Annotated in this window: 15 protein-coding genes and 1 pseudogene; 8 read left to right on the top strand and 8 right to left on the bottom strand. The window is 50.0% G+C overall.

The features are described from left to right. The 7 genes and pseudogenes from ACYVJM_RS29300 to ACYVJM_RS29330 form a co-directional block, all read left to right on the top strand. Nucleotides 1–356: pseudogene (locus tag ACYVJM_RS29300) on the top strand (NAD-dependent epimerase/dehydratase family protein); the annotation flags it as partial. Nucleotides 357–411: 55 nt separating this feature from the next. Then, on the top strand, nucleotides 412–1,359 hold the full coding sequence (locus ACYVJM_RS29305) for a glycoside hydrolase family protein (protein ID WP_461151683.1): 948 nt from the start codon (nucleotides 412–414) through the stop codon (nucleotides 1,357–1,359). A gap of 111 nt (nucleotides 1,360–1,470) precedes the next feature. Beyond that, nucleotides 1,471–2,295, top strand: coding sequence for a hypothetical protein (locus ACYVJM_RS29310; protein WP_461151684.1), 825 nt, complete (start codon nucleotides 1,471–1,473; stop codon nucleotides 2,293–2,295). 70 nt (nucleotides 2,296–2,365) lie between these two features. Further along, the gene (locus ACYVJM_RS29315) at nucleotides 2,366–3,334 is read left to right on the top strand and encodes a glycosyltransferase family 2 protein (protein WP_461151685.1); all 969 of its coding nucleotides are present in this window, start codon (nucleotides 2,366–2,368) and stop codon (nucleotides 3,332–3,334) included. Nucleotides 3,335–3,410: 76 nt separating this feature from the next. After that, the gene (locus tag ACYVJM_RS29320; RefSeq protein ID WP_461151686.1) at nucleotides 3,411–4,199 is read left to right on the top strand and encodes a TauD/TfdA family dioxygenase; all 789 of its coding nucleotides are present in this window, start codon (nucleotides 3,411–3,413) and stop codon (nucleotides 4,197–4,199) included. A 160-nt stretch (nucleotides 4,200–4,359) separates the two neighbouring features. Beyond that, a complete protein-coding gene (locus ACYVJM_RS29325; protein ID WP_461151687.1) occupies nucleotides 4,360–5,334 on the top strand; it encodes an aldo/keto reductase in 975 nt (324 codons plus the stop codon). 30 nt (nucleotides 5,335–5,364) lie between these two features. Next, complete coding sequence (locus tag ACYVJM_RS29330; protein WP_461151688.1) at nucleotides 5,365–6,135, top strand: glycosyltransferase family 2 protein; 771 nt, start codon at nucleotides 5,365–5,367, stop codon at nucleotides 6,133–6,135. An 89-nt stretch (nucleotides 6,136–6,224) separates the two neighbouring features. Here the strand turns inward: ACYVJM_RS29330 and ACYVJM_RS29335 are convergent, their stop codons facing one another. Both ACYVJM_RS29335 and ACYVJM_RS29340 read right to left on the bottom strand, forming a co-directional pair. Beyond that, entirely contained in the window at nucleotides 6,225–6,986 is a 762-nt protein-coding gene (locus ACYVJM_RS29335; RefSeq protein ID WP_461151689.1) for a cupin, read from the bottom strand. A gap of 45 nt (nucleotides 6,987–7,031) precedes the next feature. Continuing rightward, on the bottom strand, nucleotides 7,032–7,475 hold the full coding sequence (locus ACYVJM_RS29340; protein ID WP_461151690.1) for a hypothetical protein: 444 nt from the start codon (nucleotides 7,473–7,475) through the stop codon (nucleotides 7,032–7,034). 53 nt (nucleotides 7,476–7,528) lie between these two features. On the opposite strand from ACYVJM_RS29340, the gene ACYVJM_RS29345 reads away from it, so the two are divergent. Beyond that, the gene (locus tag ACYVJM_RS29345; protein ID WP_461151691.1) at nucleotides 7,529–8,500 is read left to right on the top strand and encodes a YheT family hydrolase; all 972 of its coding nucleotides are present in this window, start codon (nucleotides 7,529–7,531) and stop codon (nucleotides 8,498–8,500) included. 72 nt (nucleotides 8,501–8,572) lie between these two features. On the opposite strand, the gene ACYVJM_RS29350 is transcribed toward ACYVJM_RS29345, so the two are convergent. The 6 genes from ACYVJM_RS29350 to ACYVJM_RS29375 all read right to left on the bottom strand — a co-directional run bounded on the left by ACYVJM_RS29350 (nucleotide 8,573) and on the right by ACYVJM_RS29375 (nucleotide 17,267). After that, nucleotides 8,573–9,448, bottom strand: a complete 876-nt coding sequence (locus ACYVJM_RS29350) for a MerR family transcriptional regulator (protein WP_461151692.1) — start codon at nucleotides 9,446–9,448, stop codon at nucleotides 8,573–8,575. A 153-nt stretch (nucleotides 9,449–9,601) separates the two neighbouring features. Beyond that, the gene (locus ACYVJM_RS29355; protein WP_461151693.1) at nucleotides 9,602–10,999 is read right to left on the bottom strand and encodes an MBL fold metallo-hydrolase; all 1,398 of its coding nucleotides are present in this window, start codon (nucleotides 10,997–10,999) and stop codon (nucleotides 9,602–9,604) included. Nucleotides 11,000–11,070: 71 nt separating this feature from the next. Continuing rightward, on the bottom strand, nucleotides 11,071–11,868 hold the full coding sequence (locus ACYVJM_RS29360; protein WP_461151694.1) for a sulfite exporter TauE/SafE family protein: 798 nt from the start codon (nucleotides 11,866–11,868) through the stop codon (nucleotides 11,071–11,073). A 114-nt stretch (nucleotides 11,869–11,982) separates the two neighbouring features. Beyond that, nucleotides 11,983–13,491: an APC family permease gene (locus ACYVJM_RS29365; RefSeq protein WP_461151695.1), complete on the bottom strand. Its 1,509-nt coding sequence runs from the start codon at nucleotides 13,489–13,491 to the stop codon at nucleotides 11,983–11,985. A gap of 166 nt (nucleotides 13,492–13,657) precedes the next feature. Continuing rightward, nucleotides 13,658–16,744 (bottom strand): protein translocase subunit SecDF, encoded by a 3,087-nt coding sequence (gene secDF, locus ACYVJM_RS29370; RefSeq protein ID WP_461151696.1) that lies wholly within the window; start codon nucleotides 16,742–16,744, stop codon nucleotides 13,658–13,660. Between the two features lie 139 nt (nucleotides 16,745–16,883). Further along, nucleotides 16,884–17,267, bottom strand: a complete 384-nt coding sequence (locus tag ACYVJM_RS29375; protein ID WP_461151697.1) for a hypothetical protein — start codon at nucleotides 17,265–17,267, stop codon at nucleotides 16,884–16,886. Between the last annotated feature and the right edge of the window lie 143 nt (nucleotides 17,268–17,410).

Consider the following 17,410-nt stretch of genomic DNA (forward strand, 5'->3'; position numbering starts at 1 on the left):
CGGTGTTCGGCTACAAGGGCAAGCAGGTGCGGGACAACATCCACAGCTGGGATCTGGTGAACATGTTCTGGCACTTCTACCAGAATCCTCGTCCGGGGGAGGTGTACAACGCGGGGGGTGGTCGTTACGCCAACTGTTCGATGCTGGAAGCGATCGCGTTGTGTGAGCAGATTTCGGGCAATAAGATGAACTATCAGTACTCGGAGACCAACCGGAGCGGGGACCATATCTGGTACATCTCGGACCTGAGCAAGTTCAAGGCGCACTATCCGGGCTGGGACTGGACCTTCGATCTGAAGGAGACCATGACCCAGATTCACGACAGCATGGTGGCCCGGTTGGCTACCAATCATTAATACATGTGGGCCGGGTACTTGTATCCGGCCCACATACACCTACTTCCTGAATTCAATGACTTGGTATAAAAAAGGACTGGTTTATAAGCCCGACGGGTCAAAACCGTTCAGCCGTACCCACGCACAGGTTCCCTTTGGTTTCCCGATGCAGGATAAGGTGCGGGTTTATTTTTCTACCCGCGACGAACAAAGTGCGTCGGCGGTATCGTTCGTGGAACTGAATCCGAACAATCTGTCGGAGGTGACGTACGTACACGACAAGCCCTGTTTACAGAAAGGGGCCGTCGGTATGTTCGATGAAACCGGAACCATGCCATCCTGGTTTTTACCCGTAGGTGATGAGATCTGGCTATACTACACCGGTTGGAACAAAAGCGAAACGGCCAGTTATCGACTCGCTATTGGATTAGCCATCAGTCGGGATGGTGGCCTGACATTTGAGCGTAAGTATACGGGCCCTTTGCTCGACCGATCCATATACGATCAGGTCTGGATCGCGCAACCCTGCGTGATGCGCGAGGAGCAACCCGATGGCGCTATCCGCTGGCGGATGTGGTACCTGTCGTGCACCAAAATAGAGGTGATCAACGGGCACCCCGAGCCGTTCTATGATGTCAAGTACGCCGAATCGGAAGATGGTATCGACTGGAAGCGTACGGGTCATGTGTGCGTAGGTTACGACGAGTTTACGGATGCCATTGGTCGGCCAACGGTATATAAGGACGGCGGTTTATACAAAATGTATTTTTCGTACCGCAACGCAACCAACTACCGCACCGACGTTGAACGAAGTTACCGGATTGGCTATGCCGAGTCGAAAGATGGCATAAGCTGGGAGCGGAAAGACGAGCTAGCCGGTATCGAACGATCGACAGAAGGCTGGGATTCGATCATGATGGACTACTGTCATATTTTTGAACACCAGAACCAGTGGATTATGTTATACAACGGAAACGGGTTTGGTGCATCGGGTTTTGGCTATGCAAATCAGTCCGCAAACTGATCAGAATCAACAAACGACCCGTTGCATTTTTTGCGGATACCGTCCTACTTTGTGACAAAAATTAATCAATTGAGAACATACGCGGAAATCGCGCAATGACTAGTTTTCTTTATGAAAGAAGTTGCAAAATACCTGATAAAAATCGACGCTGAGTTTAAGGATGGCCGGATCGTTCCTGAGGTTCCTTACGAGGAGGTAATGCGGTTGGTCAACGAGCCAAACATCGTTATAATCAGAACCGGTATTCCGGAAACTACGCTCCGCAGCGTTATTGCCACTACCCGCGCCTGGGCCGACAGCACACCGCTGGCCGAGGGGCCGGATACATTCGATAACAACCAGCATAAGCAACGGCTGCACATTGCCAAAATTCAGCAGGCCCCGCAGTTGTTTCACGACCATACCTTTGATGCCCTTCTGGACCTCGACGAGTCGACCAGACAAACATTGCTGAGCGTTTTTACCCCAATGCGGCAATTCTGGAATGATCTGACGGGCAATAACGAAGAATACGGAATCCGCAAAGGCCAGCCGTATTTCCATCCGCAGGTTACGCATTATCCACTGGGCGGAAGTTTCTTTGGTCGCCACTGGCACCCGCTTAATCCGCAGAAAGTAGGCACTATTCTGGCGCTGAACCAGTATGGGAAAGACTATACATCGGGAGGAACCGGCTACGTGATCAATGACCATATCGTTGAGACGGAAGGCTTCCAGGATATGGGCGACATCATTCTGTTCCGGTATGATCTGCCTCACTGGGTTAGTCCGTCGAGTTTTGCCGACCGCTTCAGCTGGGACGATCCGGCTGGTCGCTGGGTAGCTATCTTACCCTTCTACGACCCCTGGGCCAAACCCGCCGAAAAGGATGAACCACAGGGTTGGAAAGCACAGATTCAAACAGCAAAAAACACTTCCTCTGAAGTTGCTGTTTAATACTTAGTTCACGGTTTCGGAAAAGGCTATACACTAGCAGCTGCCCAAACTGATTGATTATTCGTTCTTTATGCCGAAAGTAAGCGTTCTGATCATTACCTATAATCAGAAGAATTTCATCCGTCAGGCCATCGACAGTGCACTGGCCCAGCAAACTACATTTCCGATTGAAATTTTAGTTGGCGATGACTTCTCGAAGGATGGAACAAGAGACATTATTCAGGAGTATGAACGCCAGCACCCCGGCCTGGTGCGTGGTATACTGCACCCGCGCAACATGGGCAAAAACGGGGGTATTAACTTTCTGGAAACGCTGAAACTGGCTCAAGGGGAGTATTATGCCCTGATGGATGGCGATGATTATTTTACCGATCCGCTCAAACTACAGAAGCAGGCCGATCTACTCGATGCACACCCCGATTACTCGATGGTGTTCCATAATGCGTTGATTACCTACGAAGACGGAAGTCCGTCGCATGTGCTCAACGGACCTGATACAAAGCCGTTTTTTACCATTGAAGACTTAATTGGGGAGGACGAAATCTGGTTCATGGCTACGTCGAGTACCATGTATCGAAACTCAATTAAAGAGTATCCTGCCTGGTTTAGCGAATCGGTTAGTGGTGATATTCCCCGTCTGATTCTCAAAGCTAAGATGGGTAAAATAGGCTACATACCCGATGTAATGTCGGTCTATCGAAAAAACAAGAACGGGGCCAGCTTCTCGGATAAGTATGATGATGCTGTTTTTCTGCAAAACCGGATTGACATGTATGCGAATATTAACCGCGAATTGAATTACCAATACGACGATTTGCTGAAGAAAAACATAGCCCGTTACTACCGGATGATGCTGGGTAGCCATCAGTATAGCACCAGATATTTATCGAAACTGGGGCTGGCTACCAGATATTATTCACTGGCAAAGCCCAAGTGGGCTGATTTCAAAAAGATTGTCTTTGAACACCTTACACCACTCAGTATACAACGTGCTTATGGTACAGTTGCTATTGGACTGCACCGTATGCTAAATAATTGATTATCTGGGGTAAAAGGATTTGGGCAGCCAATCGACTTTATCTATTTTGTGTCTAGCTAACGAAATGAGAGACGCTATGAACTTTTACAGACAAGTTGTCTACACTACCCCAGACCAATCAATTCAAGAAGTAAAAGAAGCCGTTCAGACGAACAAACTAGTTTTCCTATCGGGTTTTCGGGAGGATTTGCCAGTCCACGATTTCTACAGCAGGCTATCTGAAACCATTGGCCGCATCCATGCCGCCGATGAAGATCTTGCCACTGGTAAAATGACCGGAAATCGCTGGATTGACATTACCTACGATCCGCAGATTCCGGATCGATACCGCTCCAGCAACACACGTCAACCGTTGCACACAGACGATTCGTACGTCGAACTGGGCGACGAAGAAGCCGTAAACTTCTTCTACTGTGCTTCAAGAGCCAAGACTGGTGGAGCAACGACCTTCTTCGACCTGCCCGACCTGGTTGAATGCATGAAGCTGGATGGGCAAGAGGCTTTGCTGGATGAACTGATGGCTACCGATGTGGTTCATGCCAAAGGGGGCGCCCGCAAGGTGCGGAAGATCATTGACAAGGACGGTGAAGGGTACCTGGCCAACTGGAACTACTTCTGCCTGTCGCGGGAGGAGAATACGCCGGAAGTGCTGGACCTTTGCGAGCGTTTTCACCAGTTCCTGGAATCGCGGATCATGAATGCCGGTGTTATTCTCCCAATTCAATTGCAGAAGGGTGAGGCTGTTTTCTTCCACGACGATCGGGTGCTGCATGGCCGGAATGCGTTCTTTGCCGAGTACCCAGGCCAGCGTAGCTTGATCAAAGGGAAAATTATTATTACACCAGCCGCCGAGGCTGTTTATTGAGCCTATGTAAAAAAATTTACTGGATAATACTTTTCTCAGGACTACTAAAATGGCCGAAAAGAGGAAAGCACTTCTTTAGACTAACTACAGTCTGGTTGTACGTAAGCAGTTGACTACAGTCGGTGGCTTGGGGACAACCAGACTGTTTCATTACTTACTTATGCCTGTTTCCATAAACGAACAGCTTACATCCCGATTGGGGTTTGGCACCTGGCAGTTTGGTGGCCCCAACGTCGTGAACGGTAACCCAACCGGCTGGGGCGAGGTAGACAAAACAGACGCTATACGCGCCGTACACGCTGCCCTGGAGGCAGGTATAAACTTCTTCGATACGGCCGACAGCTACGGCCGGGGCCAGGCTGAAACCATATTGCAGGAAGCGTTTGCCCAAAAATCAGCAACTAATGCCCTCGTCTGTACCAAATTTGGTAACCGGCAAACGCCGGATGGGCAGCCGATTCAGGATTATAGCGCGGCCTATCTGACCGAAGCTGTAGACGCCAGTCTTCGTCGGTTAAGTGTCGATACCCTTGATGTGTTACTGCTGCATAGCCCGCCCGATGCCTTCGACTGGTCGACTTACGATCCCAAACCATTTGACGATCTGGTTCAGGCAGGCAAAATTCGTTCGTACGGGGTAAGTTCCCGGTCGGTATATGGTGCCAGACGCGTAATGGATGCTGGCTTTGGCAGTGTGCTGGAGGTGATCTATAACGCGCTGGACCGTCGGGCCGAGGACCTCCTTTTCACCGCACCCAAGGCGAGTCAGTATTTTTTCATCGGTCGGGTACCGCTGGCTTCCGGTTTCCTGAATCCAGCCTATCTAACGCAGGACCCCGTTTTTCCTACCGACCAGTACCGGCATTATTTGCCCGAACGGGATCGCAACTGGCTTCTTGAGTCTATGCGTAAACTAAATTTTCTTGATGAGCAACCCGGCGGAATGGCCATTTCTGCTTTGCGATTCAGTTTATCCAATGAATCCATTGGTGTCGTTATTCCGGGGATGCGAAACGAACGGCAGGTTGCGGCCAATCGTAGAGCCGAAGCATTGGGGCACTTACCGCCTGATTTACTAGCCCGTATTCGGCAGGCTGTTCCTGATGTAGCCCAACATTGGAAGCCTAAAGTCTAGCTTTACCAACTGTTATTTTTATTTTTACGCATGAAATTAAGCGTTGTCATTCCCGCCTATAACGAAGAGGAGTCGTTGCCGCCAACTCTTCGATCGCTCTACCAGACGCTGGCAAAGCACGGAATTCCGCACGAAATATGTGTTACAAACGATAATTCGAAGGATGGTACGCTAAAAATACTGGAGCAACTGGCGGCCACCGAAATTCCGACACTGGTCCATTACACCAACCCCGGTCCCAATGGGTTCGGTTACGCTGTTCGTTATGGTCTGGAACGCTTCTCGGGCGATTGTGTGGCGGTCTTCATGGCCGACCTCTCCGATGACCCTGAAGATCTGGTTCTGTTTTACAACAAGATGCTGGACACGGGCGTCGATGCGGTATTTGGTTCGCGCTGGATAAAAGGAGGCAAAGTGATCGACTACCCACCCCTGAAAAAATTCATCAACCGCATTGCCAACTTCATTGTCCGGATGGTGATGGGTATCAAATACGACGATACTACAAACGCCTTCAAACTTTATAAACGCGAAACTATTGAAGGGGTCAAACCCTTTCTGGCACCCCATTTTAACCTCACGGTTGAACTGCCGCTAAAGGCCATTGTGCGGGGCTATTCGTTCGACGTTGTTCCCAACAGCTGGACAAACCGGAAGTACGGCGAATCGAAACTGAAGATCAAGGAGATGGGCAGCCGCTATTTCTTCATTCTGATGTACTGCCTGATCGAGAAGTACTTTTCACAAGGAGATTTCCGTAAAAAAACACCCACGTCAGTCTCACAAACGGTCAGTCGGTAGTAGAGAACGCATTTTTGATCGAGCGCAGGTATGGGCTACTGTCAGGTTTTACGCCATCATACGATTACGTCAACAACCAAGGATAATCGCTAAAGCTGGACGGATATATACGTGCACTCTTCTCCACGGAGCGGGCTGATGCCGTGCGCTACCTCCGATTCAATAAAGATGAGGTCTCCGGCCTGAGCTTCTTTCAGCGTTCCTTCTATACGTAACTGAACCGGACGGTCCAGAATGAGTAGAAGCTCAGCCGCCCGGTGGGTGTGAACCGGCTGCTCCGCCAGACCGGCGTTAACGGTTGTCATATCCAGAGATACGCGGCTGCTCATTATGGTTGGATATGGTGAAAATCGGCGGTTATTTCCGCGCTGGTCATCGCTCGTAGGTATGTCCCGCCAGTCGACCCAAAATGAGTTGCCCAACAGCCGATACAAATCCAGATCAGGCATTTCGTTGGATGTATACCGAATCTGATAATAGACAAGGGTTTGGTTAGCTTTGTTATCAATCTGGTACTCGTCGCCGGGCATGATCATAGCGACGCTGCCGGGGAGTAGGGTTTTGTGGTTTTTGCCGAATGTCAGTGTTAGCTCTCCCGATTTAACGAACAGAATAGCCTCTTCGTCAAGCTGTTGAACGGACTGGGCGGGTCGATTCGCTGCCAGCGTTATGGCCTGAACGATAATGTGGGAAAAATCGCGTGTGTTGCCTTCTGCCAGTGTTTTCTCCTCGTAGCCAGTCTGTTTGAGGGTAGATGAATGACTAAAGGAATAGACACTGGAGATAATTGCCTGTGGAAAGGCCAGACCAGGAACCAAAACAACTACCCAGAAGAAGAGCAGGGCTTTCATTGGCAATGTATAGGCTAAATTCAATTGATTTACGAAAACGTCATCCTAGGCAAACATACCTTTTAATCCCGGAATCTGGTAAAAAGCGAGTGTCTGCACAACGGCCCACACCAGAGCGCTAACAAGCATGTAAAACACCAGCTGACCGCGTTTAACGCCGAACGAAAGAGCCAGAATGGTTCCGCCAATGGGGGTCAGGATCAGGGGAGTAAGGAAGGCAATACCTGCCAGTCCGGAACGTTTCCAGATACGGATGGCCATTCGTGTGCGCCTGGTAAAGCGTTTTGGTGTCGATTTCCGGTAGCGTTGCAAAAGAGTCTGTAAAGCCGCCCCTGCAAACGTAACGACCACCACACTGATCATCATGCCCAGTGCCGTACAGATGGTTGTTTCAAGCCAGCCCAAGCCAAGGGCAGCGCCCGAGATTGGCCCGCCCACAAATTTTATGGTGCTGGCGATAACGACAGAAGCGTATTTGGCAAACTGCATAGCTATAAGATGTGGTGAAACAACATCGTAAATGTATTCGTTGTTCAGGTAATATGCCCATCATTCATTCGCCTTACCCCGGTCCACCCGCTTATCAATACAATGGTCACTTGCAAACCATCATTCCCAGCCTGACGCGCAAAGTTACCGGGATTCCATACGAGCGCGAACGCCTGGTACTAACTGATGGCGATTTTGTTGATCTGGACTGGATTAAAGCGGGCAAAAGTCGTCTCGTTGTGCTGACACATGGGCTGGAAGGTGACAGCAACCGGCAATACATCCGGGGAACGGCCAAGTTATTTGCACAGCATAACTACGATGTACTCGCCTGGAACTGCCGGTCGTGCAGTGGCGAAATGAATCAGGCTTTCCGGCTTTATAACCACGGCGAAATTGGTGATTTAGGCGAAGTAATCGATCATGCTTTGCGTACAATGGGCTATCAGGAAGTTGTTCTGGTTGGCTACAGCATGGGCGGCAACATTACCCTGAAATACCTCGGGGTACATGGAAACCGGCTTTCCGATGCCATAAAAGCCGGTATTGCCATCTCGTCTCCAACGGATCTTGGGGCCAGCGCCTGCCTGCTCGACCGACCGTCGAACCGGTTCTATCGGAATCGATTTATGAAAAAGTTGCTGGTCAAAATTGCCCGAAAGGCGCAGATGTTTCCGGGGCAGCTGGATATGAGCAAGATCCGGCTGGTGAAACAGTGGAAAGATTTTGATGAGTTCTTTTCTGCCCCGGTCAATAATTACCGGGACGCCGACGATTTTTATACGCAGGCATCAGCGGTTAATTTTATGCCCGACATTGCTGTTCCTGTACTCTTGCTCAATGCCCAGAACGATCCGCTGCTTTCGCCGGAATGCTCGCCGGAAGAATTGGCAAAATCCCATCCACATATTTTTCTGGAGACGCCCCGCACGGGCGGTCATGTGGGTTTCCAGCTCGCCCGTGATTCGTATACCTATGCCGAACGGCGTGCGCTCTGGTTTGCCCAGCGTTTAGGGAATACCTGAACGTCCCGGACCTTTTCTAAGCGACCATCATGGCACTCATCACCTTCGCCACCAGCTGACAAGAAAGGCCCTTTAATGACTGGCAAGGCGCATCAGGTCATTAATCTGATTGATGATGCGGGTATTTTCGGGTGTCTCGATATCCTGCCCAACTACCTGGTAACCCGTCAGCAGAATTTGCGAGTCGGGGAAAGCCTGGGCCAGTCGGTTCACATAAGGCTGTACTTCATGGTTAGACGGAACCGATGTCAGGACGGAGAAAACATAATCCGGTTTGTACAATGAGTGGCCAAATACCAGCTCATTGAACGGTAAACTCTGGCCCAGATAGATGACTTTGTTGGCACGGGAGCGAATGATGTAATGCGCAAACAAAAGGCTTATTTCGTGAAACTCGCCCTCTGGCAAAAACAGCATATATTTCTTGCCGTTGCTTGGTGTTCCGGATAGCCCATCGATGGCGACAATTAATTTCTGCCGGATCAGGTTGGTGATGAAGTGCTCCTGCGCCGGACCTACCGAACCCGTCAGCCAAAGGGTGCCAATGCGACTCAGGAAAGGGTAGACGATATTGATCATCGTACTCTCAAAGCCGAACTGATTAATGTTGGTGCTGATGATTTTTTCGAACCGATCTTCGCTCATATCAAGCATCGAAATGGTCAATGCGTGAATCTGATCGGGATAGTTGAGCTGCCGTTCGGAGATTTTTACGACTTCATTGGCCAGCTCTTCCGACGACAATTTGGCGATCTCCGAAATTTTGTATCCGTGATCTTTCAACAACGAAATATTCAGAACGCGCTTCAGATCTTCATCTCCGTAAGAACGAATATTGGTATCGGTCCGATCTGGCGTCAGAATAGCGTAGCGTTGTTCCCAGATGCGTAACGTATGAGCTTTAATGCCCGAAAGCTGCTCTAAATCTCTGATTGAATACGTACTCATAGTCGTACAATTAATAAACTGTCAACGAAGATAATGAAATTTTGTTTAATCTTTTTCCTATTTATGTTAAACAGACTATTTGCTGTGTTCGCCGGTTATCTAACGAACTTCTACGACCTGGTTCGTAATTAATTTAGTAGATTAAGTTCAGTGTTAAACAGTTTCACTGCTTAGCGCAACAACTCCCATTTTTCGAATAGCGGCCAAACCGCCCTTCACGTTTATAACGTTATCGAACCCTCGCGCTTTGAAGATCGAATTAGCGACCATGGAGCGATACCCTCCGGCGCAATGTACATACACGGGCTCATGGCGGGGTACTACGGTCATGTGATCGTTGACGTTGTCGAGCGGCACGTTGCTCGCACCGTCAACGTGTTCGGCCGCGAATTCAGTTGGCTTTCGTACATCGACAACCGAAATATGCGGATTCTGCTGCCATCGACTGGCAAATTCCTCCGCCGATATAGAGTCGATCTGGTCAACTTCTTTCCCCGCGTGCTGCCAGGCCGGAAAGCCACCTTCCAAAAAGCCGATACAGTTATCGTAGCCAACGCGCGCCAGCCGCAGAATGGTTTCTTCTTCCTGGCCTTCAGGAGCGATGAGTGCAATAGGTTGAGTTAACTCCGGAATTAGCGCGCCAACCCAGGGCGCAAACTGCCCGTCAAGACCAATATTGATTGAATTTGGGATAAATCCCCGGGCAAAATCAGCAGCTTCCCGTACATCCAGAACGAGCGCTCCCGTTTCGTTTACGGCCGCTTCGAAAGCATCGGGCGAAAGGCGCTGGCTCCCCCGCTGTAAAACGCGGTCGATGGGTTCATATCCCTCTTTATTAAGCCGGGCATTTTCGGCAAAGTAAGCGGGCGCCTTTGTTAAGCCATCGAGCACTTTTTGAATAAACTCTTCCCGCGAATTAGCACGCAGGGCGTAGTTAAAGCGCTTCTGGTTGCCCAAGGTATCAGTTGTTTCCTTGCTCATGTTCTTGCCGCAGGCCGAGCCGGCCCCGTGAGCGGGATAAACGATTACATCATCAGGAAGCGGCATGATTCTGGCCTGAAGGCTGTCGTATAACATACCGGCCAGATCATGTTCGGTCAAATCTCCTTTAATGGCTAAGTCCGGCCGACCAACATCGCCAATGAACAGAGTATCGCCGGTAAAGATGGCGTGGTCTTTTCCTGTTTCGTCGATGAGCAGGTACGTTGTCGACTCGGGTGTGTGACCGGGTGTATGCAGTACTTTTATGGTCACATGGCCAAGGGCAAAGGTTTCGCCATCTTTAGCGTGATAAGCCTCGTAAGTAGTATTGGCATTGGGGCCATACACAATTGTCGCACCTGTTTTTCGAGCCAGATCTACGTGGCCGGATACAAAGTCGGCATGAAAGTGGGTTTCGAAAACGTACTTTATTTTGGCACCCGCTTTATCGCTTTTCCGGATGTAAGGCGATGTTTCGCGGAGTGGATCGATGATGGCCGCTTCGCCGTTACTTTCAATATAATAAGCGCCTTGAGCCAGACAGCCCGTGTATAGTTGTTCGATGATCATTGTGCGAAGGTGAGAGGCTTTAATGTAACTTACAGGTGCGGGTTGCTGCAGTAGCAGCCGACCCATTCGTATCAGGTTAATTCCCGGCTAATCATGTAAAGGGCCACTACCAGAACAAACCAGCCAAACCCTTTTTTGAGTTTATCAGGTGGTACGAATTGAGCCGAATACATACCAATAAAAATGCCGATAATGGATAAACCCGTAAAGGGTAGCAGAAAATTCCAGTCCGGTTGTGTATGCTGAATATCGCCAATAAACCCGACGAATGAGTTGACGGCAATGATCAGGACGGAGGTAGCCACAGCTCTGGTCATAGGCAGACCGGCCATTAGCACCAGCATAGGCACAATCAAAAAACCTCCTCCAGCGCCAATTGTACCCGTCAATAAGCCAACTGCCAGTCCATCGAGGGCCAGATTACCATAACGGGGGCGGCCGTCGGCGGCTTCGCCCTGCTCCGGACGATCGTTCTTGATCATGGCGTGGGCGGCAATGATCATAACGATGGCAAAGAAGTATAAGATGGCTTCGCTCTTCGACAAGACGAAACGATCGAACTGAAACAGCGGATCGGGCAAGGCCGGAACCAGAAACCGACGACTCAGGTAGACGGATATGAACGACGGCAATGCAAACGCGGCTGTCGCCCGTAAATCGACTTTTCGATGCCTGATGTAATTTAGGGAACCGACCAGTGAGGTCGAGCCAACGACAAACAGCGAATACGTAGTGGCCAGTACGGTAGGTACATGAAAAATGTATACGAATATAGGTACGGTCAGAATAGAACCACCCCCACCGGCTAATCCGATGACCAAACCCACAACGATGGCCGACGCATAGCCAAACAACTCCTGTTCACTCATTATGGAGCAAAACTACACTTGTTTAGCCTATAGACTACTAAAAACGCCCTCTACTGCATACAGTAGAGGGCGCTCAATTCAAATTTACCTGAATAGGTTAATCATTTGACCATTCTACTGATGGTCTTCAGGTTTATTGAGATGACTGTGTTTGCGGCTGTACAGGAAGTACACGACAAGACCGAGTGAACACCAGATCAGGAACGAGATTTTGGTATCGGTTCGCAGATTATACATCAGATACAGGTTTGCCAGGATGCCCAGCGTGGCAACGAGTGGTAAAGCCGGGGTCTTGTAAGGGCGTTCCAGATTGGGTTCCCGAACGCGCAATAACCAGACAGCTCCGCAGATCATGGCAAAAGCCAGCAGCGTTCCCGATGAACATAACTCCGATACCTTATCAATTGGGGTCAGGGCCGCTACGACCGATACAATGGCGCCTACCAGAATCGTGCTTTTCCAAGGTGTTTTGAACGTTGGGTGAATAGAAGCAAACAGGTTTTTCGGTAGCAAGCCATCTTTGGCCATACCCAGGAAGATACGTGTCTGACCAAGCATCATGACCAGCATAACTGACGTCAGACCGGCAATGGCCGCAATCGTGATCAGGTACACAGCCCAGGTCAGTCCCTGGTCGGCAAAGGCCTGTGCTACTGGTGCTTTCAAGTCAAGAGCATCGTATTTCACCATACCGGTCAACACCAGCGAAACCAGAATATAAAGAACGGTACAAATAATAAGCGATGCGATAATCGCAAAAGGAACGTCTTTCTTTGGATTGATGGCTTCGCCCGCCTGGGTCGAGACGGCATCAAAACCGATATACGCAAAAAACACGATACCAGCCGCAGTTACAATTCCATTGAAACCGTAGTGCTGTTGTCCACCTTTGTCCATAACGGGCTCTGGAATGAACGGTGTCCAGTTGGCGGCATCGACGTAGAACGCACCGGCAACAATCACGAAAATAACCGTGGCTACTTTCAGGATTACAATAGCATTGTTGGTGCTGGCTGCTTCTTTAATTCCTTTAACCAGTACGTAGGTTACGCACCAAACGATTAGGAAAGCGGGTAGGTTAACGGCGAACGAAAAGTCGGGAATGCTCTCACCGGCAGCCCGCAGTTTTTCGGCCTTTTCCTGGGCTGTAACGGGGTCGTTCATTAACCAGATGGGTGGATTGATACCCACCAGGTGGAGTAGTTTCTCAAAATAACCTGACCAGCTTACCGCTACTGTTGTTGCTCCCATCATGTACTCCAGGATGAGGTTCCAGCCAATAAGCCAGGCAAATATTTCCCCTACGGTACCATATGAGTATGCATAAGCGGACCCTTCTACCGGCAGAATCGACGCAAATTCGGCATAACACAATGCCGCAAATGCGCAGGCAACTCCTGCCATAACAAACGCCAGTGCCAGTGCCGGCCCCGCCCACTCGTTAGCTGCTATACCTGTGAGTACGAATACGCCCCCGCCAATAACAGCACCAATGCCAAGTGAGGTTAGTGACCAGCGGGTCAGTACACGCTTAAGTTCACTCTTTTTCATGTCTGCCTCATAAGCCGCTAAAGGCTTTTTGCGCCAGACACTGGTATCAACAGGTTTTAGTTTGGTTTCCATGCAGGATCAATTAGAGTTTGGTGATTGTGTCGTTCAGGGAAATAATCTTAAGGATTTAAGCGAAATATACGAAATTAAATGAGCGAAAGAGTGAAAGAGTGAAAGGGCGAAGAAAACGGTTAACCGGGTTTCGCTCTTTCACTCTTTCACTCTTTCGCTCATTTAATTACGACTGCGAAGGGCGGATCAATGGTTTTTTGTCTTTCTTTTCCTTCTTGGCTGTGAATTCTTCCGGAGTCGCCGGAGCAGCACTTGTGAAATCAGCCGGAATGGCATCGAACCCAGTTTTCTTTTCGGCCGCGGCCACTGTTGGTGTAATCGTTTCTTTTTCCTGAGCGTTGGTCAGTGCATCAACTACAATCGGGGTAGCTACGAACAGGGATGAGTACGTCCCTACCACAACCCCGATGAGCATAGCGAAGGAGAAACCACGGATGGTTTCACCACCGAAGATGAACAGAACCAACAGTACCAGAATAGTTGAGAAACCCGTTACGGCCGTGCGGCTCAGGGTGCTGTTCAGAGCGTTGTTGATAATAACGGCAATGGATTCTTTCTTGCCTTTGTTTTCGGCCAGATACTCACGAACCCGGTCAAAAACCACAACGGTATCGTTCATGGAGTAACCCATGATGGTGAGCAAGGCACCTACAAACGCCTGGTCAACGTCCAGCGAGAATGGCAGCAGACCATTGAAGATCGAGAAAATAGCCAGAATGATCAGCACATCGTGGAACATGGCCACAACGGCTCCATAACCAAAAGCGAGTTTCTTGAAGCGGATCAGAATGTATAAGAATACCACGGCTACGGCCAGCAGGATAGACCATAAGGCCGAAGTCAGTAAGTCGTACGCGATGGTCGGACCAACTTTTTGTGAACTTTCAATCTTAGCCGGATTGCCTTTTATCGCACTCAAGCCCTGATAGACGGTCGCTTCGGCTTTCTTGTCGGCTCCCTGCGAATTATCGTCCACCAGATAAGGTGTCGTTACTTTCACCTGGTTGGCACCAATACCCGTACCACCGTAGGTTTTTACTTCGGGCGATCCGCCTAAAACAGTTTCCAGCGAGTTACGTACATCTTCTGTACTAACCGCCTTCTCGAAGCGAATCACGTATGAACGGCCACCTTTAAAGTCAACCCCAAGACCGAATCCTTTGAAAACAGCCGAAATGATACCGGCTGCAATAATGATCGACGAAACGGTATAATACAGTTTCCGGCGCGATACGAAGTCGAAGTTAGAATCAGCAAACAGGTTCTTTGCCCAGGTTGAGCTGAACGACAGCGTCTTCCCGTTGCGGATATAATATTCCAGCAACAGACGGGTGATGAAAATAGCCGCGAACAGGGACGTTAAAATACCGATGATCAGGGTAGTGGCAAAGCCCAGAATCAGACCTGTTCCGAAGATGAACAGAACGATACCCGTTAGGAAGGTCGTTACGTTGGAGTCGATAATCGACGATAGGGCGTTCTGGAAACCATCCGAAACCGCCTGCTTAAACGTCTTGCCCAGTTCCAGTTCTTCTTTGATCCGTTCAAAAATCAGTACGTTCGCATCAACGGCCATACCAATCGATAGTACGATACCGGCAATACCCGGCATGGTTAGAACCGCTCCCAGCGAGGCCATTACGCCCATCAGGAAGAATAAGTTGACGATCAGGGCAATGTCGGCAATGAAACCGGCGCGGTTGTAATAGAACACCACAAAGGCCAGTACCAGCAGAATACCGATGATCGACGAAAGAACACCGGCACTTACCGCTTCCGAACCCAGGGTAGCTCCTACAACGCTCTCTTCAACGATGTTGGTTGGAGCAGGCAGCTTACCGGCTTTCAGTACGTTGGCCATGTCTTTGGTTTCTTCGACAGTGAAGTTGCCTGAGATGCTCGAACGACCGTTTGGAATTTCGTTTTGCACGTTTGGCGCCGTGTACACCAGGTTGTCCAGCAGAATAGCGACTGGCCGCCCTACGTTGGCTGCCGTCAGGTTTTTCCATTTACGGGCACCTTCGGGGTTCATGTTCATGGTTACCTCCGGACGACCACGATCGTCGTAGTCATTCGAGGCTTCAGTAATGACATCACCTTCAAGGGGAGCACGTCCACCGGCTTTCTTCAGGAAATAAAGGGGCAGAATTTCTTTGCCATCCGTAGCTTTAAACGTCTTACGATCCCAGGCAAAAAAAGCATCGGCCGGGAAAAGACCTTTTACTTCGGGTGCGTTCAGAACGGCATTGGCCCGGGCGGTATCTTTCAGGTAAACACCCAGTTGATCCTGACCAACGGGCAGGAATAATTGAGTGAGTGCAGTACCCTGTGCCGAAGCGGCAGCGGTATCGTTTTTCGCTGTCGAATCTTTCTTGCTTCCCTGTGCCAGCTGCGACTCAAGGCTCGATGCACCTTGTGCGGCCGAACCCGTTGCCGGTGTTGTGGTGGTTGTTTTCAAAGCTGCTTTACGAGCGGCTTCCTGGCTAAGCAGATATGCCCCCATGCCTTCAATAGCCGGAGCCAGTTCGTTCAGGCGGTATACTTCGGTAAATTCAAGTTTGGCGGCACCGGTCAACAGGCGACGAATACGCTCGGGGTTATCAACACCGGGTAACTCGATCTGGATACGGCCCGAACCCGGTAACCGCTGAATGTTTGGGTTGGCAACCCCGAACTTATCGACGCGCGCCTGGATGATCTGGAACGCCCGTGTCGTGGCACCGTTCACTTCGTCGTTCAGCAACTTCCGAACTTCGGTGTCCGACGACTGGTAGTTGATCTTGCTGCGGTTGGCGCTGGTAGCGAAAACAGAAGCAAGTTTGGTATCAGGAGCCAGTTTCTTGAACTCACTGGCGAACAGATCGACAAAGCTGGTACTACTCGTCTTCTGGTCTTCAACGGCCAGCTTCAGGGCCTCGTTGAATTTTGGGTCGCGGTTGTTGCCCGACAGGCTGCGAAGAATATCGGCAGGCGATACTTCCAGTACAACGTGCATACCACCTTGCAGGTCAAGGCCAAGACCGAGCTCACGTTCGGTAACTTCCTGAAGCGTGCTGCCCAGATAAATTGGTTCCTTCCAAAGGGAATCGAGGTAGTGTTGCTTCTTAGAGCGATCAACTACGCCCTGTTTGTTAGTAGCGTAAGCCTCGGCATCGGCTTTAACGCCCCGGGAGACAAATGTGAACGACAGAAAATAGATGCAGATGGCTGCAATAACGCCTGTCAGAATGATAATTCCGGTTCTGTTTTGCATTGGTTTACACAGGCCACGCCCGTGATTTGGCTATTAAGTTACTAGGATAAGAAAAGATGGAGCCAGCGTAAAGGCATAGCTTCCGAAAATGAACAGCGGGTGCAGGCCAATGAATGCATATCGGCCTGTTGTGTGTAGACTAGGGTGCGTTGGTGGCTATATGATGCCCGAACACGTGCCTGAAAAAGGAGAAATAGAAATGCGGTAAGGTGAAAAAGCGGAGCAGTGGAACGCTCAGCAGTAACAAAATGAGCAGGGTAGGTGCGGGCAGTAGAAAGGCGCTCTGACCCGACTCGCCCAATTGGATAGCGGGGGTCACAACGGCTTCAAATTGAGCCGCACTCAATTTCGCCGATGAAGGCGCATCCGTAGCTTTACCCGATTTCGCTTGTTCGGCAACCGATTTGTGCGTTACAGGTGCTTTCGCCTGCGTCACATTGCCATGGCCCCAAACGGCTGTAAACAGCAGCAGAGTAGCCAGCACGAGACTGGAAAAGCGTTGTATGACACGGGGTTGCTTCATATTATTCCTTAGCGGATGACAAATTTCGTACCATTTTCGATGGAATGCAAGTGCACATATCACTGTTTTTCATTCGTAAAGCCAAAACCTGGTGGGCTGATCGTAGGCCGTCGGTTGGGTGAGCCGATGCCCAGGTACCATCG

The sequence above is a fragment of the Spirosoma pulveris genome (assembly GCF_054781875.1).